This is a genomic window from Rhizobium sp. ZPR4, assembly GCF_040215725.1.
Classification (GTDB): Bacteria; Pseudomonadota; Alphaproteobacteria; order Rhizobiales; family Rhizobiaceae; genus Rhizobium; species Rhizobium rhizogenes_D.
This window is the reverse complement of record NZ_CP157968.1, coordinates 13211-35441: the sequence shown is the minus strand read 5'-3', so window position 1 is coordinate 35441 and position 22231 is coordinate 13211. Positions and strand designations below refer to the sequence as shown.

Here is a 22231-nt window from a genome sequence, read left to right as displayed (position 1 = left end):
TGTCATTGACAAATTAAGCGCCCAATTTGTAGACTTGCCCAATGGCTGAGCAGATTGCGGAGGGGTAATGAAAGCGAGGTCAAAGGATGGGAGATATAGTCCCGCAGTCGCGGCGGACTTCATAGCGCTCCATTCCCGCAGGAATGCGGGATATCGCAGCCTGGTTTTCAGACCTAATCCCATTTTCGACACCGCGCGTTGAAAGGCGCTTGATTTGCCATGATGACCCCCACGTCCCAAGGCGAAATCACAACCAGCTGCCCGGTTATTCTGCCGATCATGGCGCCCCGACTGCAGGCGGACGCGCATCCCGACGGGTATCTTGATCTTTCTCTTTGGGGAAGCGGTCGCTTGGGGCGCATACGTTTTTCCAAGCTTGCCGGACCTTATGTTTACGGTCCAAACAGGATCATCGCCGAAGCGGGTGGCATCTTTGTTGCCCAGTCGAAGCCCATCCTTCTGATCCGCAATGCCCGTCTGGAAGGAGTTCATCCGGCTCGTCGCGGTGCCTGGTGGCATGAGATCGACAAGGACAGTCCGCGGGCCAAGATCATCAGACGCAATAATCGCCGTATCGTCGTGAGCGGCTGGGGTGCGCTGATCATCGAGGTCAGCAACGGTGATATTCGCGTTGCTGCCGGGGCCACCGAAGCGGAGGCCGAAGCCGCATTTAGTCTCGCCAGCGACATGATCGTAGCAGAAGCCGCGAGTTATGTAGCCCGGTGCGACCTCGCGCCCAAGGCCGCCGATCCCATGATGCGCAGCATGGTGATGCAGGGCGTCCACGCCGCGCTTTCCAGCATTCGCCTGGACGAGAATGGCGTGTTTGCCGGCCTGGCGGCAGGTCAGGCCTACAGCGCGCCCGCCCGCACCTATTATCGCGATGGCTACTGGACGATGCAAATGCTGCTGAAGCTTGCGCCGGAAGCGGTGCGCGATGAAATTCGACTTTTGGCCAAGGGAATCCAGCCCGACGGGGAGGCGCCGAGCGGCGTGATATTGACCGGACCGGCGCAATCGCGCGCCTGGCAGAACTTCGTTCTCGATTGCAGACTAAACCCTGAGAAATATCATGGGAAGGCTGTTCCGGAGCATCACAATCGCCCAGGTGATTGGTGGAGCGATCATTTTGACAGCCCGCTTTTCTTCATCCTCTTTCTCGTCGACTATGTGGATGCCACGGGGGATACGGCAGAAGCACTGCTGCACTGGCCGATTGTCACGGCTATCATTGAACGATATCTGGGGCTTGCAGGCTCAGGTAGCGTACTGCCGCTCAAGCCGCGAAACGACCGGGACTGGGCAGACAATGTCTACCGGGAAGGTCTCGTCTCCTACAATCTCGGCCTTTTCGTCGGTGCATTGGATGGCGTGGCCAAATTGGGAGCCGGGCATGATCCCGCATTGGCGCAGAAGGCAAGCGAAACAGCGCAGTCCGCTCGTGCTGAAATCGAGGACAAACTTTTCGTCCCAAGCAGAAATGGCTACGCCGATTTCGTCACCCCCGACGGATTTGTCGAGGATCATCTCGTGCTCGACAGTCTGACGCTCTCCCGTTATGGGGCGATTTCGCAGACGCGTGCCATCGGCCTCCTCAAGGCCATGGAAGGGGCTCTGGAGGCTCGAAACAATAGGAAACAGCCCTATGGTGATTGGGGTGTCCTGTGCGCGTATCCGCCGTTCAAGCGGGCAAGTGACGTGAGATCGAAGACCGCCTTCCCCTTTCGTTATCACAACGGATCCGATTGGCCTTATTGGGACGGCGTCTATGCGGAGGAAAGAATACGCCACGGTCTCGGTGGCGCACGCTATGCGCTTATGCGCTGGTGGGAAACCTGTTTGGCAAATGGTTGGGCCGGTGCGGTCGAATATTTCTCGCCACCCTACGGACGCGGCTCCCTACTGCAGGGATGGAGCGCGATGCCGGCGGCTGTCGCCCTCAAATATGGCCTGGAGGCCGTGAACGCGGAGAATAGGTAATGAGCGGATGCCGGCAGAATTTCCGTTCAGACTGCCGGCCTATCCAATTTCATAACGAAGGCAAGGTGATCGTTATGGCTGAGTTCTTCGAAACCGAGATGCCTGTAGAAGCCTTTGGCGCGTTCGTTTGCGGGGCTGACGCCAAGATGGACCGCAGCTACGCCATGGCCCGAAAGCTTGTTGAGCATGGTTTCGATCATCAGGCGTCCCCATCCGCCCGATTGGGCTTCGGGCAGAATATTGATATGAAGATGCGCGGGATAAGTCACTTCAAGGCCCGACGTCCCGCTATGAGGATTGGCTATTCGCTCCAGAACATCGGCGTCTTTTTCGGCGCTGGGTATCAGACCGGCGATCTCGTGGCGAACAAGCGGCCACCAGTTTCTGTCAAGCGCCTTGTCAAAGCTGGCGGTATCCGGCGTACCGACAACATAACCGACGACCCGGTCGTGTTTGGCAAGAACGAATGCGAACTCCGGAGCGAATTTGAGATAGGGGACCGCCCATACATAACCGGGAAGGCGCGGATTGCTGTAAAGCGTGCTCGCGTCGGCTCCCGCGTCAGCCGTCACCAGGCAAATGTGAAAAAGGGCGTCAACGTCGTCCTCGGTGGCTGGACGGATCAAATAATTGTCGATCTTAGGAGGCATCGCACCATCGATTTGCTGGCCGCTGCACGGCGCGAACTGACGTCAGGCAGCAGTAAAACTGGGAAGTTTGAGGAACTGCATCCTCGGGATAAAAGCCCGCGGATTTTTTGAAAAAGATAAGGAAATTCGTCGGACCAGTAAAGGCCTGACGATGCAAGACATTCGGCTCGTCCCAGCAAGACCGGCCGGTTGGAATCGATAGGAACTGCCAAAACGCAGCTAGAGGGAACCAATCAATGTTTAGCGATTTCATTTCTATCAACATAGCATCCATTCTGAAGAAGGCAGGTATTTTGGCGGGCGCCACTTTTGTGGGGTTCGGCATATCAACGACTGTCTTTGCCGAGACGCTCACGGTGTGGGACGACCATGATTCGGAGTCGCGGGCTGCCGTGATGACCGAGCTCAACGCCAATTTCCAGAAGGCGCATCCCGACGTTAAGCTTGACCATACCGTACGCGACTTCCAGGATCTCAATCTTACGCTCAAGCTTGCGGTTTCGTCCGGTGATGGCCCAGTGGTGACCAAGGTCAACCAGGGCGCAGGCGCGATGGGTGCGATGGTGAAGGAAAACCTTCTCGTTCCCGTCGACACCTATCTCAAGAAATATGGATGGGATAAAAACCAGTCCGATAGCCTCTTGGCGCGTGACCGCTGGTCGAGCAAGGGCGAGTTCGGTGTCGGTGAGACCTACGGCATCTCCTCGCTCGCCGAAATCGTGGGCCTTTATTATAATGAAAAAGTTTTGAAAGCCGCCGGTGTCGAGCTTCCGATCAAGAACTTCGACGATTTCCTCGCGGCCTTGGATAAGGTGAAGGCGGCGGGCACTGCACCGCTGACGATCGGCACGGCCAAGGGCCACCTGGCGCTCCATATGTTGGCCGGGATCAGTCAGGCGCATATCGATGCATCCGATCGAAAAGCGCTCGATGATCTGATCTACGGCCGCGGTGGTACCTGGAATACGCCCGGTAATCTGGAATCGGTCAGACTTGTCCAGAACTGGGCAAAAAACGGGTACTTTTTTGACGGTTACCAGGGCATTTCGGGTGATGATGCCGTTCAGCTTTTTGTCGCCGGCCAAGGCGCCTTTCTGATTTCCGGAACCTGGTACTTCGGCGAGATGCAGACCAATCCCGACATCCATTTCATGCCGATCCCGGCACCCGCCGGCATCAAGCACCCGCTTTCGGTTGGCGGCGTCGACCTTGCCTGGGCGATCACGAGCCTGGCCAAGAGCGACAAAATGAAGGATCTCGCCGGCGAGTACATCAACTATATGGTCTCCAAGGACGCGTCCGTTACCTGGGTCCATGCCGGCTACTTGCCTGCAACCCCAGTTCCGGAAGATGCCGGCGTCAGCGCCTCTCCGCTCCTGAAAGAAGGCATCGCGATCTGGAAATCGTTGAATGATAACAACGCACTTGGACATTATCCCGACTGGGCGAGCCCAACCATGCTCAAGACGTTTGATGAAAACACGCCTTTGCTGCTTGCGAACAAGGAAACGCCCGAAGAACTGATCGGCAAGCTTGATGCGGATTATGCTGCTTACATGAAGAGCAAGTGATTGTCGCCGACACACCAATCCCGCCGCGCTACTCCATTGACGAGAAGCGGCGGCGGGAAACTTCGGTATGTCTATCCTGATCACGGCCAGAGCGGAGCAATTCGACATCTGGCATATTTCCGAGATGGTGCATGAAACGCTCGCCACTTGACGCAAAGGCCAGCAGAAATCTCATTTATATTCTGCCCGGTTTGCTGCTTTATTTTGCTCTTGTCCTCGGTCCTATTGTTGCAGCAATCGGTATCAGTTTCACCGAATGGGACGGCATCAGTGCACCCAATTGGATCGGGATCGGCAATTTTGCAAAATTGTTCTCAGATGAGACTTTCTACATAGCGCTGAAAAACAACGCTCTTTTCATGGTGTTTTATTGCGTCATCCCGCTTGTCGTCGGCCTCGCACTTGCCGCGATGATCTGGACGCTCAGGCAGCGCGAACAGTTCGCGTTACGTACGCTATTGTTCCTACCCTATATCATGCCTACCGCCGTGCTGGGCATCATTTGGCATTGGCTTTACAATCCTGCCTTCGGCCCCATTAATCAGGCGTTGAAGCTGATTGGGCTAGGTTCGATTGCGTTACCGTGGCTCGGCGACTTCACCTTTGTCTTGCCGGCGGTAGGCCTTGTTGCCAGCTGGTATTTCTTCGGTTTCTGCATGGTTTTGTTTCTTTCCGGTATTCAACGGATAGATCCTTCACTGTTTGAAGCGGCAAAAGTCGATGGCGCCAGCGGCAGCAGGATCTTTTTCTTCATTACACTCCCGCTTCTTCTTCCGGAAATACGCATCGCGCTCCTCCTCACCATAATTTCTTCCATCAAGAGCTTCGATCTGATCTTCACAATGACTAGAGGCGGTCCCGCCAACGCAACCATTGTTCCCAATATTTATATGTACGAACTTGGCTTTCAATTGAACCGCTATGGATATGCTTCAGCTGTTGCCATCATAGGTGCGATCCTGGTCTTTATAATCAACTATGCTGTTCACCGATTGGTGCGGCCATTGAATGAGGGAAGCGCATCGTGAGCAGAATTTCTCGTGAAATGAGTACTGCATTGCCTTCGCGCATGGTTCTTTGGCTATTTGCAATCCTTACGGTTGTTCCGTTTGCCCTTCTGATACTGACTTCTCTGAAGAGCCGCGCTGACCTTTTACAAGGTGCATTTGTACTTCCGGCCTATCCACATTTCGAAAATTACGCGAATGCCTGGATCGATGGGCGGTTTAACGTCTATTTCTTGAATTCAGTTCTTATCGTTTTCCCCGTCATCGTCGTCAGCATCATACTTGGAACATTGACGGGATTTGGCTTCGCATTTCTGAGCTTCCCGTTCAGGCGAACCATCTTTGCTCTCTTAACTGTCGGTATGATGGTGCCGACCGAAGCCTTCATCATTCCACTATACTATGAAATGCGTCATGTTGGCCTCATCAATACCTATGCGGCACTAATTCTTCCACAAATTGCGATGTCAATGCCCTTTGCGACCATGTTCATGGCAAGTGCAATGCAGCAGTTGCCATCGGAAATTGTGGAGGCGGCGGTTCTGGATGGGGCGTCTAGGCGCCATATTCTGTTCAAGGTTATTGTACCTCTGACATTACCGGCAATGTCCACGCTGGCATTGTTTCTATTTATTTGGACATGGAACGAGTTTCTTATCCCACTTGTCCTTGTCAATGACGATAACTACCGCACCTTGCCAATTGGTATGTTATTTTTCCAGGGGCGCTATACGGTCAATACACCCGTGTTAACGGCGGGCGCTGTCATTGTCATCGGGCCGCTCATTCTTGCCTACATGCTATTCCAGCGGAAACTCATCACAGGCCTCACGGCTGGAGCGACAAAATAAAACTATGTTGATCTCGTTTCTGAAGAGATCGGCCACGCGCGCGGGCGCCGCGAAGCGGCGGGCGCCTTCTTTCGTATCATCCCACGTTCACAACAAGCAGGCGAGGGAAGGGCGGTCCCTTACAAGTGAGATCTATGCAATCAAGCTGCTCGGGCGATCAGTGTCGCTGCATCGAGAGGCATGAAATCCCGGATCCAGAACGCCTACAAAGACCGGAGTGCAAAAGCCAAGCATGTCCCAATAGTTGACCGATAGCCGTCATCGTTTCGATCTACGATCCAGGCTTTTGGCTTCGATGTTCGAGATATACGCGACAACGGCGAGAAAAATGTCGCACGGAATACCAGAAATCCAGAGACCTAAGGCGGGGCTAGCAAGATGGCAGACAGTAAATCGATCTCTTCTTTCCTTCTTCAGATCATCGGACCGGGCTTTTGAAATCGACAAAGCGCTGTTTCTCGTCCCGCGCCACCGACACATCCATGCCGTCCCCCTCCCACCAGAACTGCCCGTTATCCGGCGTACCTGTTTGAGACACAGGCTTGCCGAACTGTAAGATCAACGTCTCCAGAAAGTCGGGCGGCAAAGCCTTGCCATGATATGCACAGTATCGGTCTTTCCGTGTCCCGTGGTCCGGTCCAAGAGGTTCAGTCCAAACCTCCGGGCAATTCTCGGCGCAAATCAACAAGGTTACGCAGGTATCGATACGAATCTCTATAGGGATATCTTTCGTATCGCCCTGGTATGTCCACAAACCCTATCCCCATCATGGGAAGTGCAGGACCTGCACCTATAGGGCGGCTCTCAGCCGGGCGCGTTCCTCAGGTGACAGGCGACTTGTTACAGCAATCAGCAGATTGGCCAAGGCACGATCATCGGGCGATAGGCCGTTCTTGCTCTGGTGGAAATCATTGGTAACGCTGATCCTAAAGGCTGTACTCGGCGACTTGCCATAGCCGGCGAGGAAGATCGTGAGTGCATCCGATAACTCTTGAAAAAACTGATCGGCTTCGGGCACGCGGGTGAACCAGGTTTTTAGCTGTTTCTCCGTGCGGCGCCCATCGCGCCTGTCGTCGTATTTCTTTGCGGTCATATTCTTGTAACCACAAAATTTCATCGGCGCGAATAGCCATTTTCCGTCCTCGGTTTGATGGGCGTACCAAGCGCGGGCGTAAGCAAGTCGACGCTGAAGATCGGCGTCGCCGTCTAGTTCTCCCTTGAACCGCTCAATATTTTCAAGCACATGAGAGAGGGTGGGGGCAATCACCGCCATTACAACTCTTCCTCCGAGAAGTTCAATTTATTCGTGAACTTACAGGATAAAATATGACGCCAGATCGCGTGTCAATTAATTCAAGAGTAAGATGAAGAAAGTGATTGTGGGGCGACGCTAACGGGCTTTGCTGGAAGATTTAGAGGCTGGCCATCTGTCGAAGATAAAAAAGGATGCGATAATTAGACAGAGACATTCGCTCACCATGGGGGGCGTCCACCGAGCACCCCTGATGGTCAACAATATGCCAAGTTTGGAGTGCCGGCCTTGAAGAAGATGGCCTCAACAGCGGCTAAGGTTGCCGAACGTATCAAACGATTAATCGTGCGTTCAGGGTGTTGCAGCTAGTTAAGTGGCAACGGTTGCCCCGGTTGCTGTCAAGTGGGGTATTGCAACGAAGATCTCAGGCTCGCGGGTCTCGTTTCTAGAACCTAGTATTCGAGAAACGTCGCGACAAAAGTGAAAGACACATGTCGTCTAAAGATACTGTCAACGATTCTGCTTCAATTCCCCAGATGGTTCATTCGGATCGCGAATTCGGAATTCGTGCCGCTCTTCTGTCCAACGATCAGCTGAGGGTGAGGGCGGCAAAGTTTGCTGAAACGCGCACGCTTGACCTCTGTAAGTTCAATAGCTTCGATTTCTATCTCCGGCATAAGGAGAACGAGAGCGAAATTCTCAGGGTTTATCGCGCCGCCGCGATGGATGTCGACGCCGGCGAGAGTATCACGCCCGCTGCCGAATGGCTGCTCGACAATCATTACATCGTCGAGGAAGCGATCCAGGAAGTTCGCCGTGACTTTCCGAAGAAGTTCTATCGCGAATTGCGCAAGATCAATCTTGACGGGACGGAAGTGCCGCGCACCCTCGCGCTCGCCTGGCTCTACATGGCGCATGCGCACAGCAATATCAGCAATGCCGGCATGACGGCGGTAACGGAAGGATTTCAGGACCGGGAAACCCTGCGGATCGGCGAGCTCTGGGCGCTGCCGTCGCTGGTGCGCTACGTGTTGATCGACAATCTTCGCCGGGTGGCATCACAGATCGACAAAAGCCGCGAAATGCGTACGGCCGCCAATGTTGCAGCCACCGAGGCAATTTCGCTCGGTGACGCCGGTGCAGCACAATATCTGGAGACGCTGGCCGCCAATATCGATGACACGACCTTCGTCACGCAGCTGCACTATCGCCTTCGCAATGCACTTGAGCCAACCGAGGCCGCGTTGAACTGGCTCGAAGGCAAGCTGTCCGCCAAGGGAACGAATGCCGAAGCGGTCATGTCGGCCGAGCAGACCCGTCTTGGCGCGGCCAATGCGCTGATGGGCAGCATCATCAAAAGTCTGCGCGAGATCAACGACACCGATTGGTCAGAATGGGTCGAAGAGGTCAGCACTATCGATAAGCTCCTCTGGCAGCAGACGGATTATGCTGAGCTCGATTCCGGCTCTCGCAACAGCTACCGTCGCCAGATCGAAAAGCTCGCAAAACGCTCCGACAAGACGGAAATGGATATTGCCGAGGCGGCAGTCCAGCTGACTGATCGTGCAAAGATCGAGAGCAGGGACGGATCTGCTGGCAACGTTGGCTACTATTTCGTTGGCAATGGTCGCCGGGCGCTTGAGGCGGCGATCGGCTTCCGGCCGACGCTTGGCCTGCGGTTTATGCGCCTGGTCCGCAAGTTGAACTGGCTTTCGATCGCCGTTCCGGTGCTCTTCCTGACGTTGCTCGCCCTGGTTCTGGTCGAGTGGGTTTTCGTCGACACCGGCATGCCGCTTTTCGCGACGATCATTCTGTTGCTGATGTTCGCGCTGCCGGCATCCGAGGGCGCGACCGGCCTCTTCAATTTCTTCGCCACGTTCTTCATTACGCCGGACCGTCTGGTCGGTTATGAATTCAAGAAGGGATTGCCTGCGGACGCGCGCACGCTCGTCACCATTCCCTCCCTGATTGGCAGGCGCGAGCATGTCGACGAGCTCGTGCGCAATCTTGAGGTGCATTATCTCGCCAATGCCCGCGGTGAGACCTATTACGCGCTTCTGACCGATTGGCCGGACGCCGCCGAAGAACAGACTGCCCGCGACCTCGAAGTCCTCGATTATGCGCGCAGCCAGATCGCCGAACTGGAATCGCGTTATTCCGAAGATGGCAAACAACGCTTCTACCTCCTTCATCGCCGCCGGCAGTATAACCCGGCCGAAGGCGTCTGGATGGGCTGGGAGCGTAAGCGCGGCAAGTTGCACGAACTCAACATGCTGCTGCGCGGCAGCCCGGACACGAGCTTTTTGCCGGGCGTCGATGTGGTGCCGGCGGACGTCAAGTATGTCATGACGCTGGACAGCGATACACGTGTTGTTCGCGATACCGTCACCAAGCTTGTCGGTAAGATGCATCATCCGATCAATCGCCCGGTTTTTGACGACAAGAAACAGCGTGTCGTCGATGGCTACGGCGTTCTGCAGCCGCGTGTGACACCATCGCTGACGACGGGCAAGGACGCCTCCGCCTTCCAGCGCGTCTTTTCGGTCAATCGCGGTCTCGACCCTTACGTCTTTGCAGTTTCCGACGTTTACCAGGACATCACCGGCGAGGGCACCTTCACAGGTAAGGGTCTCTATCATGTCGACGCGTTCGAGGCCTCGCTGAAGGGCCGGATCAGCGAAAACTCCGTTCTGAGCCATGACCTGCTCGAAGGTTCGATGGCGCGATGCGGGCTGGTGACGGACTGTGAGCTGGTTGAGGATTTCCCCATCCGCTACGAGGTCGAAGTCTCGCGCCAGCATCGCTGGGCACGCGGCGACTGGCAGCTTCTCCCTTATATTTTCGACGATCGCCGTGGCATCACCGCGCTCGGCTGCTGGAAGATGCTCGATAATTTGCGCCGCTCGCTCACCCCGATCGCGTGGCTTTTGGCGTCCGTGCTCGGCTGGTACTGGATGGATCCTCTCGGTGCGCTTGTCTGGCAGATCCTGTTGATCTTCAGCTTGTTCGTTGCTCCGACATTGTCACTGATCAACGGCATCATCCCGCGAACCAGCGACATCATCTTGCAGGCGCATCTCCATACTGTCTGGAAAGACATTGAGAATGCCAATGCCCAGGTGGCGCTACGCATCATTTTCATTGCCGACATCGCCTGTGTCATGGCCGACGCAATCATCCGCTCGCTTTACCGGCTGTTCGTCAGTCGCAAGCTGATGCTGCAGTGGCGCACTGCAGCAAGCGCCCAGGCCATGGCCCAGACGACGATCCTCGGCCATTACAAGGTGATGTGGCGCGCACCGCTGCTGGCCATCCTGGCATTGATCTTCGCAGCCTCTTCCGGCGACATCGCCTGGCTGGTCGGACTTCCATTCGTCCTTCTCTGGGCGCTATCGCCAGCCATTGCCTGGCTGGTCAGCCAGACGGCGGAAACCGAAGACCGGCTCGTCGTGCCCGATCAGGTTCGCAACGAATTGCGCAAGATCGCAAGGCGCACCTGGCGCTACTTCGATCATTTCGTCGTCCCGGATCAGCATTTTCTGCCGCCTGACAACGTTCAGCAGACGCCGCATGCCGTCGTTGCCATGCGTACGTCGCCGACCAATATCGGTGTCTATCTGCTGTCGGTCATTTCGGCGCGTCGTTTCGGCTGGATTTCGTTCGTAGACGCGGTCAAGCGTATCGAACAGACGATCGAGACGGTCGAAAAGCTGGAAAAATATCGCGGACACCTCTTCAACTGGTATCACACGGACACGCTGAAGCCGCTTGGCCGCAGATATGTGTCGTCGGTCGATAGCGGCAATTTTGCCGGGCACCTGATTGCCGTTTCATCGGCATGCCGCATCTGGGCTCAATCCCCTCTAGCCCACATTCATACGGATCTTGACGGCATCGGTGATGTCGCCGCAATTTTGCGAGAGGTGCTTTCTGAGCTCGGTGACGACACAAAATCAAACCGATCGCTCCATGACCGGCTTGACGGCCGGATTGCCGAACTCGAAGCGGCGGTCGCGACGGGCAAACGGGAAAAGGAGTTCTCCTCGGGCCTGATCGAGCGATTTGCGGGACAGGCACGAGAAATCCGCGAGCTTGCCGGAAGCCTCGACAGGGAAGTCAAGACAACGCAGAGCGACGAGGTCGTGCATTGGGCGGAGAAGCTGGTCGAAACCTGCGAGCTCCATCAGGTCGACAAGGCTTTCGATCTTGCGCAGGCACCTGACATCAGCGAAAGGCTGACCCGGATCGGCAATCGCGCCCGCGAAATCGCCTTCGATATGGATTTCAGCTTCCTCTACCGTCCCGAGCGCCGGCTGTTGTCGATCGGCTTCCGCGTCGAGACGGAAGAAGTGGACGCGGCCTGCTACGATCTGCTCGCCTCGGAAGCTCGCCTGACGAGCCTCTTCTCGGTCGCTAAGGGTGATCTGCCGACCGAGCACTGGTACAAGCTCGGCCGCCATGTCGTGCCTGTCGGCGCGCGCGGGGCGCTGGTTTCCTGGTCCGGCTCGATGTTTGAATATCTGATGCCGCCGCTCGTCATGCAGGAGCGCAGCGGTGGGATTCTCAACCAGACCAACAATCTGATCGTTCTCGAGCAGATGAACTATGCGCGCAAGCTCGGCACGCCCTGGGGCATCTCGGAAGCGGCCTTCAACGCCCGCGACCATCAGATGAACTATCAGTACAGCAATTTCGGAGTGCCGACGCTCGGCCTGAAACGCGGTCTTGGACAGAACGCCGTCATCGCGCCTTATGCTTCGCTGTTGGCCAGCCAGTACAATCCGGTCGCAGCCCTCGAAAACCTCGATCGGCTGCGGGCCGTCGGTGCGCTCGGCATGTATGGTTTTCATGATGCCGTCGACTTCACGGCAAGCCGCGTGCCTGAAGGCAAGCAGTGTGCGGTGGTCTATAACTACTATGCCCACCATCACGGCATGTCGATCGCCGCTGTCGCCAACGTTGCTTTCGACGGCCTGCTGCGCGAGCTGTTCCATGCCGATCCCGTGATCGAGGCGGCCGAATTGCTGCTGCAGGAAAAGGCGCCGCGCGACATTCCCGTCATGGCCGCCAAGCATGAGACCGATGCGCCTGCGACCATCCAGGGCGACCTGATGCGTCCGGAAGTGCGTCGTCTGGAAGACCCCGCATCGCGCGAGCGCGAGTTGCTGCTGCTGTCGAACGGCCGTTACTCCACCATGCTGACGGCGACCGGTTCCGGTTACAGTCGCTGGAAGAACCTTTCCATCAACCGCTGGCGTGCCGATCCGACCGAGGATCGCTGGGGATCGTTCGTCTTTCTGCGCGACACCGCATCGAACGAATGGTGGTCTGCGACTGCTGAGCCGCGCTCGATCGCCAACGAGCATGTTCGGGTGAGCTTCAGCGACGACAAGGCGGAATTCTTCAAGACCGTCGGCGACCTGACGAGCGAAATGGAGGTCTTCGTCGCAAGCAATCACGATGCCGAAGGCCGGCGTCTGACGATCACCAATACCGGCACGGAAGACCGGGTCATCGAAGTGACCTCCTACATGGAGCCTGTCGCCACGCTCGATGCCGTCGATACGGGTCACCCCGTCTTTGCCCGCATGTTCCTGAAGACCGAAGTCGCCGCGAAAGGCGATGCGATCTTCGTGGAGCGCCAGAAGCGTGGCGTGACGGACCCCGAAGTCGCCATCGCCCACCTCATCGTCGATACCTCGGGCGAAGATCTGCCGACGCATCACGAGACGGATCGCATGCGCTTCCTTGGACGAGGACGCACGCTGACGGAAGCCGCCGCCTTCGACGCCGGCGCGGAACTCTCCAATAGCAGTGGCTTCACGATGGATACCTGCCTGTCGCTGCGCCGGACGCTTCGCGTGCCGGCCGGTGAGAAGGTCAGCGTAACCTTCTGGACCATCGCTGCAGCCGAACGGGCTGAACTCGAGGCAGCGGTTGAGCATTATCGCCAGCCTGAGAGCTTTGCCCAAGGGCTCGTTCAGGCATGGACGAGAACGCAGAGCCAGTTGCGTCAGATCGGCGTCAATTCGAAGGAGGCGGCCGCCTACCAGCGCTTCGCCCGCTACATCATCTATCCCGACATGGCGCTGCGCGCCGACAACAAGGCGGTTCGCGAAGGCCTGAAGTCGCAATCCGTTCTTTGGGGTGCGACACTGTCTGGCGATGCACCGCTGATGACATTGCGCATTACCGACGAGCTCGGTACGGATCTCGTCAAGGAATTGCTGCGTGCGCAAGGGCTGCTGCAATCGCGCGGGGTCGAGGTCGATCTCGTCATCTTCAACGAACGCACCGGCGAGGCGGCTGCCGAAATGCAGCGCACCATAGACCAGCTCTGTGACGCAGCGCGTCACGCCAGCGAGATCGCCGGTATCCAGCGCAACATCTATGTCCTGCGCAAGGATCTGATGGACGCCGAAGCCTATGACGCCATCATCGCCGCCTCGCGCGTCGTGTTGCGTGGTCGCGACGGCAGCCTCATCGACCAGGTGCAGAAAGCCCGTTCCGTTGCCGGTTCGCCTGCACTGCTTGGTCAGTGGGGCGATTCCACCCTGGTACCGCGCATGGTTCGCGATGTTGCGGAGGCCGCGTCGATCGAGGGCGGCGATCTTGCCTTCTGGAACGGCTATGGTGGTTTCGCGGCCGACGGCAGCGAATATGTCGTGCGCCTGTCTGGTGGCGAACAGACGCCGCATCCCTGGGTCAACATCGTGGCCAATGAGAATTTCGGCTTCCATGTCTCGGCCGAAGGCGCCGCCTTTACCTGGAGCCAGAACTCCCGCGATCATCAATTGACGCCCTGGACCAACGACATGGTCACCAACCGTCCGGGCGAGGCCTTCTACCTGAAGGATCTCGATCGCGGCTCCGTCATCGTACCCTACGCGTCGCTGGCACAGCGCTCGGACACACGCTTCGAAGCCCGCCACGGCCTCGGCTATTCGGTCTTCTCGACGGTGCAGGACGAGATTTCCCTTGAGGTCACCCAGACCCTCCACATGGAAAAGCCGGTCAAGCTGACGCAGCTGCGTATCCGCAATGATGCGGGTGAGGCACGCAAGCTTCGTCTCTACGGTTATGCCGAATGGATTCTCGGCAACAACCCGACGAAGAGCAAACCCTTCATCATATCGAGCTTCGACAGTGTAAGTGGGGCGGTCTTTGCGAAGAATCCGTTCAGCGTCAGTTTCGGAACGCGCGTGGCGGCATTTGCGGCAAGCGAGGCGCCGTCGAGCGTTTCCACCAGCCGCCGCGAATTTCTCGGCCGGCACGGAACGATCCAGCAACCGCGCACGGTTTCGGCCGGCTCGCGGCTCTCCAATGCTGTCGATCTCGATGGTGATCCAGCAGCCGCCATGGCATTCGACCTGACGATCGAACCCGGCGAAGTGCGTGACATCTGCTTTTACATGGGTGACGCCGCCTCGCAGGAAGAAGCGGCGGTTCTCATCGCCGACATCCGCTCCATCAGCTTCGAGGACGTTCTTGTAAAAACGCGTGAGTTCTGGCGGAACTTCACCGGCAAGGCGCGTGTTTCGACGCCGGATCAGCGGCTCGACTTCATGGTCAACAATTGGTTGCCTTATCAGACCTATAGCTGCCGCATCATGGCCCGCACCGCCTTCTACCAGTCGAGCGGCGCGTGGAACCTGCGCGATCAGCTGCAGGATTCGCTGGCCTTCCTGCTGCATTCGCCTGAGATCGCACGCAAGCAGATTCTCAATACCGGCCGGCGCCAGTTCGCCGAAGGTGATTTCCAGCACTGGTGGCTCGAAAATAGCGGTGCTGGCGTTCGCACGAACATCTCTGACGATCCCGTGTGGCTTGCCTATGCCGTCGACCAATATTGCACGGTGACCGGCGACAGTTCGATCATGGACGAGATGCTGCCCTTCGTCGAAGGCGCGCAGCTCAGCCCCGGCCAGTATGACGCATTCCTGCAACCGCGTGTTTCCGACGAGGCCGCATCGCTTTACGAGCATGCTGCCCTTGGCCTCGATCTCGCGATCAAGCGGACAGGCGTCAACGGGTTGCCGTTGATGATGAGCGGCGACTGGTGCGACAAGATGGATCGTGTCGGCATCGCCGGCCGCGGCGAAAGCGTTTGGTTGGGTTGGTTCCTCGCAGGCGCCTTGCGTCGCTTCATCGCCTACGCCGAAACCCGCGGCGACACGCAACGCGCCGGCCGCTGGTCGGATCATCTGGCAAAGCTCAAAGCCGCGATCGAGACCGCCGGCTGGGACGGCGAATATTATCGCCGCGGCTATTACGACAACGGCGCTCCGCTGGGTTCCAGCCAGTCGGCGGAAGACAAGATCGACTCGATTGCCCAATCCTGGAGCGTGCTCTCGGGCGAGGGGGATGCCGACCGCAGCAACATGGCCATGAACGCGGTCCTCGACAAACTGGTTGATGACGAAGGCAAGCTCATTCGCCTGCTGACGCCGCCTTTCGTCAAGCCAGTCAACGATCCTGGTGTTATCAAGGCTTACCCGCCGGGTGTCCGTGAAAACGGCGGCCAATATACCCATGCCGCAACGTGGGCAGCTCTTGCTCTTGCCCGTATGGGCCGTGGCGAAGACGCTTGGCGCGCTGTCGAAATGCTCAATCCTATCAACCACGCGCTCGATAAATCCTCTGCGGACATTTACCGCGTCGAGCCTTATGTGATCGCCGGTGACGTTTATGGTGAAGGCGACCTTAGAGGCCGTGGCGGCTGGAGCTGGTATACCGGTTCGGCCGGATGGTTCTACCGCACGGCGATCGAAGGCATCCTCGGAATCCGTACCGAGAACGGGCGCCTGTACGTGACGCCTGCACTGCCGGCCGGATGGGATGGTTATTCTGCCGGGCTGGAGCTTCCCAGCGGCAGTTACGAAATCTCAGTTTCGAGAGTAAATACGACCGGGAGATACTCGGTCGCGATCAACGGGACCGTAGTCGACGATCTGCAGGCGGGATACGCGCTCACGTCCTCGTGAGCGAAATCTCGTCGTAATTTGAAGTCTGCAATATAGTTTCCTGTCGCTTGGTATGGAAATGCCAAGCGACAGATATCGGAACGGCTCCGTTGTAAAAAATCGCGTTGATGACCGAAGGAACGCTGAAGACTTTCAGCGAGACCTTTGATGAGCGATTTCAGGTGGTGTCATTTTCAGGGTAAGGTTATTCTTTCGGCAGTGCGATGATGGTATCGCCGCTTCGGCGTTTATGACCGATAACGGCAGCGTGGCCGCTTCATCGAGACGTCCGTTGCCGGTGAATCGGTGCAGGCATTCGTGCCTCCGCCGTCAATGGTTACGGCAACACCTCTCTGTCGAGATCGACGATGGCTTTGGCCTCAGCAGTTCGGAGCCTGCGGCGGCTGCACCGGTTCGGTAAAGGTGCGTTGCAGCTCGCCCCAACCGGGATCATGCATATGTGCGCGCAGGCCCGCCCGATCGGCAAGGGCGAGGGCTTCCTGTTGGCCGAAATCAAGTGCGGCGTCGACATCGGTCGTGAGCACCTTGCCGGATTCCATTAGCACCTTGCCATCGACGATCACTGTGTCGACGTCGCTTCCCAGAGCCTGATGAATGAGGCGGTGAACCGGCATCCAGTTCGGCATCATGTGCGGTTTGCGCATGTCGATGACGGCAATATCCGCCTTCTTGCCAACTTCCAGCGACCCGATCTCGCGCTCCATGCCGAGGACCCTGGCGGCATCGATGGTGATCATCTCGAAGATTTTTCCTGGCGGTAGTAGGTATCGGTCGTGGTTATGTAGGATATGTTGCGTCGATTGGGCCAGCCTGGCGGTCTGTAGCATGTCGAAATGCCGGCTGGGAGAAGCGCCGTCCGAGGAGATGGCCAAAGAGATACCTCTTGCCATCATTTCCAGCACGGGGGTGGATCGACCAGGTGGCGCATGGGTGACGTGGGTGCCCGTCTCGGCCAGGATGTCCATTTCCTCATGCGAGATGCCCCAGCAATGCTGCAGATGGATGTCCGGTCCAAGGAGTGCATTTTCTTTGTCCTGAAACATCATGCGGATTTGCCCGGCGAATGCGTCGGAATGAATGCGCACACCCCATTTTCGGGCGGTTTCTCGAACTCGACGCGCCTGTATCCGGTCGCCTTCCGTCAGATTGACGGCTTGGTCCGGCGTCGATGCATTGGAAGGCTCCACCGACGGTACGATGGTGAATGGCGTCAGGAAGACGCTGATGCGTCCGTCCGCACTGCCGTTCACCGCCTCTATCACTGCTTCCGAGCCCTCGATCATCTCTTCGAAGGTGATATTGCGCCGCTCGGGCTTGCCGCTTTCCCAGCGGGTAACAGGATGCGGCCAGGGAAGGCCGGAGGGGCCGACGCAGACGATCTCACGCAGGCCGAGTTCGGCGTAGGCGCGTGCGTGGTTGATCGCGAAAACAGGGTCGTCGGCGCGAGGTATGGAGGTGATAATGCTCGCTCCCGTCGTCACGCCGGCGCGAAGCCGCTCAAGGCCCGAAATAAGTCCGTCCGCATACCAGAAGTCGCGTGTGACGTAGTGATAGTAGGCCGGGGTCACCACCCGCATCCATAGGGAGTTGGTGTCGGCGGCGATGCTGCGGATCAGAGAGTGACCCGCATGGCCATGAGCATCGATGAGGCCGGGGATGATCATCTTGCCGCGGCAATCGACCGCCTTTTTCCCGGTATGACGGGGCGCCAGTTCCTCGGCGGAGCCGATGTCGACAATCCGATCCCCGGAAACCGCGACCGCCCCATTCTCGATGATCCGACGTTCCTTGTCGACGGTGACGATCGTTCCATGCAGCAGAAGTAGGTCTTCCATGTATTCCTCCGGTATGTCGGTTGCTCGACTTGGCGTCGGTCTTGTCGATTATTGGCATGATAATTGTCGACAATATGATTGACAATAGCGCCGGTGACATCGATACTCCAGTCAAGCTGGGGCACAACCGATCAGATCGGGACCCGGCGCATAGCTTAGGGAGGAAACATTGATTGGCTTGAAGAAGATTATCGTCGCCGCATTGGCCACGGTCGCGCTGGCTGCGCCCGTCGATGCTGCAACATTGCGCTGGGGTAGCAGGGCGGACATCTACTCGCTGGATCCGGATTCGGTTCCCTCCACGTCGAACCTTGCCTTCCTCAATCACATCTACGAAGGGCTGGTTCGCTACGATGCGAATTTCAAGATCGAGCCGGCGCTCGCCACCGAATGGAAGCTGATCGACAACAAGCACTGGCGCTTTAGCCTGCGCAAGGGCGTGAAATTCCACGACGGTGCCGATTTCACCGCTGACGACGTCGTCGCATCGTTCAAGCGCGCTTCGGATCCTGCTTCACCGCTGCGTGGCAATATTCCGCTCTATGTCGGTATACAGAAGGTTGATGACTATACTGTCGACATCGAGGTTTCCGCGCCTACCTCACTGTTTTTGAACGACATTACCAACATCTTCGTCTTCAATGCCAAGTGGCTGAAGGACAATAACAGCGAAAAGCCGACGGATTTCGCATCGAAGGTCGAAGGCTATACGACCATGCATGCCAACGGTACCGGGCCGTTCAAGCTCGACAGCCGTGTTCCCGACGCAAAGACGGTACTGGTTGCCAATACCAACTGGTGGGATCAGAAGAAGCACAATCTCGATCGCATCGAGTTCGTGCCGATCGCCTCGGCGGCCACTCGTGTTGCCGCTCTGCTTTCTGGCGAGATCGACTTGATCGACTCCGCGCCGATCCAGGATTTGCCCCGTCTGGAGTCCACGCCCGGCATCGCCGTGAAGAAGCGTACGGAGCTGCGTACCGTTTTTGTCGCCTTCAATCGCAAGGAAAAGCTGGAAGACGGGCGCCCCAATCCGTTCAACGATATCCGCGTGCGCCAAGCTTTCGAAGCCTCGATCGATCGCGATCTGATCAACAAGAAGGTGATGCGTGGTCTGGCCCGTCCGTCTGGCTCACTGATTGCTCCGGAAATCTCCGGCTACGTGAAGGATCTCGATACCTTCAAGCCTGCAGATCCCAAGCTTGCGCAGAAGCTGCTCGAAGAGGCCGGCCAGAAGAACCTCGCCTTCACCTATACCTGCATGAATGACGAGAGCATCAATGAAGAAGATATCTGCTCCGGCCTCGCCAACATGCTGAAGCGCAGCGGCTTCCAGCCGAGCATCGATATCGGTCCACGCGCGGTGCAGACGCCGAAGCGTAGCAACGGCAAGGCCGACGTCTTCAATCTGAGCTGGGCCAACGAGCCGACGCTCGATGCCTACTCGCTGTTGTCGCAGGTTCTGTCTACCCGCAAGGGCGCCATGGGCGTATCGAACTATGGTGGCTGGTCCAATCCCGATCTTGATAAGCTAGTAGCGCAGGCCGCGCAGGAGCCGGACAACGAAAAGCGGCTCGCCCTGGAAGGGCAGGCGCTGAAGATAGCCAAGGATCAGGTCATGCTTGTGCCGCTTCATCAGCAGCCGATCGCTTGGGCCATGCTGGGTAAAGTCAAGAGCATCGACTTCCGCGCCGACAATAAGCCGCGCCTCTGGCTGACGCAAATGGCAGAATAACGCTGGCACGTCTTCACATTGACGTAAAAGAGAGCGCCTCGCGGCCCGCGAGGCGCTCTCTTCTTTTGCCATTCCAGTCGTCGACCGAAATTATCGCGATCGCACCGTTCTGTAGATCGCCATCGCTCGCGCAGCTGCCATTTGTCCGAAATTGATGTACAATATTGTCAACAATATCGTTGACAACTTGAAAATATTTGCGTTAATGACTCTTCAGGAGAGTGAGGGAGGAAGTTCGCAGCAATCGATGCTCGCATTGCCATGGCCGTCAACGATGATGGCTTAAAGCAACATGCGACATCCACTTGGTAGCTGGCTGCCGCCGATTTTCCCCACCCCATTGCTGAACGTGAGTTCCGTCAGACCGTTGTCCAAGCTGTCTGTCGGAGACCGAAGTAAAGCCTAGAGGTCCCCATGCTGGTTTTCATCATCAAGCGTCTCGGGAATGCAATCCTGGTCATGCTTGCCGTTGCCTTGCTGGCATTCCTGATCTTCCGGCTCGCTGGCGATCCGGTCGAACTCATGGTTGGCGAGCAGACGTCTCAGGCGGATCGAGCTGCGCTGCGCGAGCGGCTGGGCCTCAATGACAGCCTGCCGACACAATATGTGCGGTTTGTCGTTAACGCCGCGGAGGGTAATTTCGGTGTCTCCTACCGCAACGGCCAGAAAGTACTGCCGCTGATAGGCGAACGCTTCCCCGCCACGCTGGAACTTGTTTTTGTCGCGACGCTGATTTCGCTGGTATTCGGCATTCCATTGGGCGTGCTGACGGCGATCAAGCGCGGCAAGTGGTACACGGAAGGGCTGCAGTTCCTCTCCATTGTCGGCGTTTCGCTGCCGAGCTTCGTTGTCGGTATTCTGCTCATTCTCGGCTTTTCGGTCACCCTAGGATTGCTGCCCGCTTTCGGTCGTGGCGACGTGGTGCAGCTTGGCTGGTGGTCGACCGGATTCCTGACGCCGTCTGGCCGTGCCGCGCTCATTCTGCCGTCGATTGCGCTTTCGCTATATCAGATCACGCTGGTCATGCGTCTGGTCCGTGCCGAAATGCTCGAGGTGCTGCGCTCCGATTACATCAAGTTTGCCCGCGCTCGCGGCATTCCCCGTTGGCGCATCTATTTCCGCCACGCCCTGCGCAACTGCCTTATGCCTGTCGTCACCATGACGGCGATGAATGTCGGGTCGTTGATCGCGTTTGCGCTCATCACCGAAACGGTGTTCCAGTGGCCGGGCATGGGCATGCTGTTCATCCAGGCGGTCACCTTCCTCGATATTCCGGTGATGGCCGCCTATCTCTGTATCATCTCCCTCATCTTTGTCGTTCTCAACACGTTGGTGGATATCGCCTATGCGGTGATCGATCCTCGCCTGCGCACTGCGCGCTGATCGGAACCAGGAGCCCGTTCGATGACCATGGAATTGTCCGAAACGTCGAAACAGGAAAGACCCCTGCGCCCGTCGCTTTTCAAGCGCCTTCGCAGTAGCGACCTATGCTGGTCCTTCACGCATAGCAAGGCGGCGATCTCTGGCGCGACGATCCTCGCCATATTGATCCTCACGGCACTGCTGGCGCCGCTGATTGCGCCGCAAAATCCCTATGACGGTGCGCAACTCGACATGTTGAATGCGGAACTGCCGCCGATCTGGCATGATGGCGGCCAAATGCCCTATCTTCTCGGCACCGATACCCAAGGTCGCGATATGCTGTCTGCCGTTCTTTACGGCACGCGCATTTCCATCGTCATCGGCGTGGCCTCCGTCGTGCTTTCGCTGCTGATCGGCCTGATCGCCGGTCTCGTCGCCGGCTTCTTCGGTGGATTTATCGACAATCTGCTGATGCGCATCGGTGATGTCATGCTGTCCATTCCCACCATCCTCGTTGCGATCCTGGTGTCGACGGTTGTGCGGCAGATGCTGCCGGAAAGTCTGCGGGAGATCGGTGCTTCGGCCGTGCTTGTCTTTGCCATCGCGCTCTCCAGCTGGGTGCAATATGCCCGCACGGTGCGTGCGCAGGCAATCGTCGAGGCCGGCAAGGATTATGTCCAGGCGGCAAGGCTGATCGGCGTGCCGGCCCGCCGCATCATGGCCAAGCACATCCTTCCCAACACGCTGACGCCGATCATGGTGGCGGCCACTCTCAATTTCGGCATGGCAATCCTTACTGAAGCCACGCTGTCCTTTCTCGGCATCGGCATGCCGCCGAGCCAGCCGTCGCTTGGCACGCTCATCCGCATTGGCAACCAGTTTCTATTTTCCGGCTCCTGGTGGATCGTGCTGTTTCCCGTCATCCAGCTTTGCCTGCTGGTCGTGGCCGTCAACCTGCTCGGCGACTGGCTGCGCGATGCGCTCAATCCCAAACTGAGGTAAGT

At 57.5% G+C, this 22231-nt stretch carries 11 protein-coding genes; 8 read left to right on the top strand and 3 right to left on the bottom strand.

Annotation, left to right across the window (positions count from 1 at the left end; all coding sequences use genetic code 11):
- Positions 1–219: 219 nt before the first annotated feature.
- Positions 220–1980: a glycogen debranching protein gene (locus ABOK31_RS19665; protein ID WP_349960100.1), complete on the top strand. Its 1761-nt coding sequence runs from the start codon at positions 220–222 to the stop codon at positions 1978–1980.
- Positions 1981–2006: 26 nt separating this feature from the next.
- Here ABOK31_RS19665 and ABOK31_RS19660 read toward each other — a convergent pair whose 3' ends face one another.
- On the bottom strand, positions 2007–2630 hold the full coding sequence (locus ABOK31_RS19660; RefSeq protein ID WP_349960097.1) for a GNAT family N-acetyltransferase: 624 nt from the start codon (positions 2628–2630) through the stop codon (positions 2007–2009).
- A 236-nt stretch (positions 2631–2866) separates the two neighbouring features.
- On the opposite strand from ABOK31_RS19660, the gene ABOK31_RS19655 reads away from it, so the two are divergent.
- The 3 genes from ABOK31_RS19655 (at position 2867) to ABOK31_RS19645 (ending at position 6059) form a co-directional block, all read left to right on the top strand.
- Positions 2867–4201, top strand: a complete 1335-nt coding sequence (locus ABOK31_RS19655) for an extracellular solute-binding protein (protein ID WP_174180814.1) — start codon at positions 2867–2869, stop codon at positions 4199–4201.
- Between the two features lie 131 nt (positions 4202–4332).
- Positions 4333–5229 carry a sugar ABC transporter permease gene (locus ABOK31_RS19650; protein ID WP_174180812.1) on the top strand — a complete coding sequence of 299 codons (897 nt, stop codon included), beginning with the start codon at positions 4333–4335 and terminating at the stop codon, positions 5227–5229.
- 17 nt (positions 5230–5246) lie between these two features.
- On the top strand, positions 5247–6059 hold the full coding sequence (locus ABOK31_RS19645) for a carbohydrate ABC transporter permease (RefSeq protein WP_349961344.1): 813 nt from the start codon (positions 5247–5249) through the stop codon (positions 6057–6059).
- 790 nt (positions 6060–6849) lie between these two features.
- Here the strand turns inward: ABOK31_RS19645 and ABOK31_RS19640 are convergent.
- A complete protein-coding gene (locus tag ABOK31_RS19640) occupies positions 6850–7332 on the bottom strand; it encodes a hypothetical protein (protein ID WP_349960094.1) in 483 nt (160 codons plus the stop codon).
- 470 nt (positions 7333–7802) lie between these two features.
- Between ABOK31_RS19640 and ABOK31_RS19635 the strand changes: the two genes are divergently transcribed.
- Positions 7803–16295, top strand: coding sequence for a glucoamylase family protein (locus tag ABOK31_RS19635; RefSeq protein ID WP_349960093.1), 8493 nt, complete (start codon positions 7803–7805; stop codon positions 16293–16295).
- A gap of 359 nt (positions 16296–16654) precedes the next feature.
- Here ABOK31_RS19635 and ABOK31_RS19630 read toward each other — a convergent pair whose 3' ends face one another.
- Positions 16655–18130 (bottom strand): amidohydrolase family protein, encoded by a 1476-nt coding sequence (locus tag ABOK31_RS19630; RefSeq protein ID WP_349960090.1) that lies wholly within the window; start codon positions 18128–18130, stop codon positions 16655–16657.
- A gap of 169 nt (positions 18131–18299) precedes the next feature.
- On the opposite strand from ABOK31_RS19630, the gene ABOK31_RS19625 reads away from it, so the two are divergent.
- The 3 genes from ABOK31_RS19625 (at position 18300) to ABOK31_RS19615 (ending at position 22229) form a co-directional block, all read left to right on the top strand.
- Positions 18300–19865 carry an ABC transporter substrate-binding protein gene (locus ABOK31_RS19625; RefSeq protein ID WP_349960088.1) on the top strand — a complete coding sequence of 522 codons (1566 nt, stop codon included), beginning with the start codon at positions 18300–18302 and terminating at the stop codon, positions 19863–19865.
- A 414-nt stretch (positions 19866–20279) separates the two neighbouring features.
- Complete coding sequence (locus ABOK31_RS19620) at positions 20280–21248, top strand: ABC transporter permease (RefSeq protein WP_174180801.1); 969 nt, start codon at positions 20280–20282, stop codon at positions 21246–21248.
- Positions 21249–21269: 21 nt separating this feature from the next.
- A complete protein-coding gene (locus tag ABOK31_RS19615; RefSeq protein ID WP_349960087.1) occupies positions 21270–22229 on the top strand; it encodes an ABC transporter permease in 960 nt (319 codons plus the stop codon).
- Positions 22230–22231: the final 2 nt, after the last annotated feature.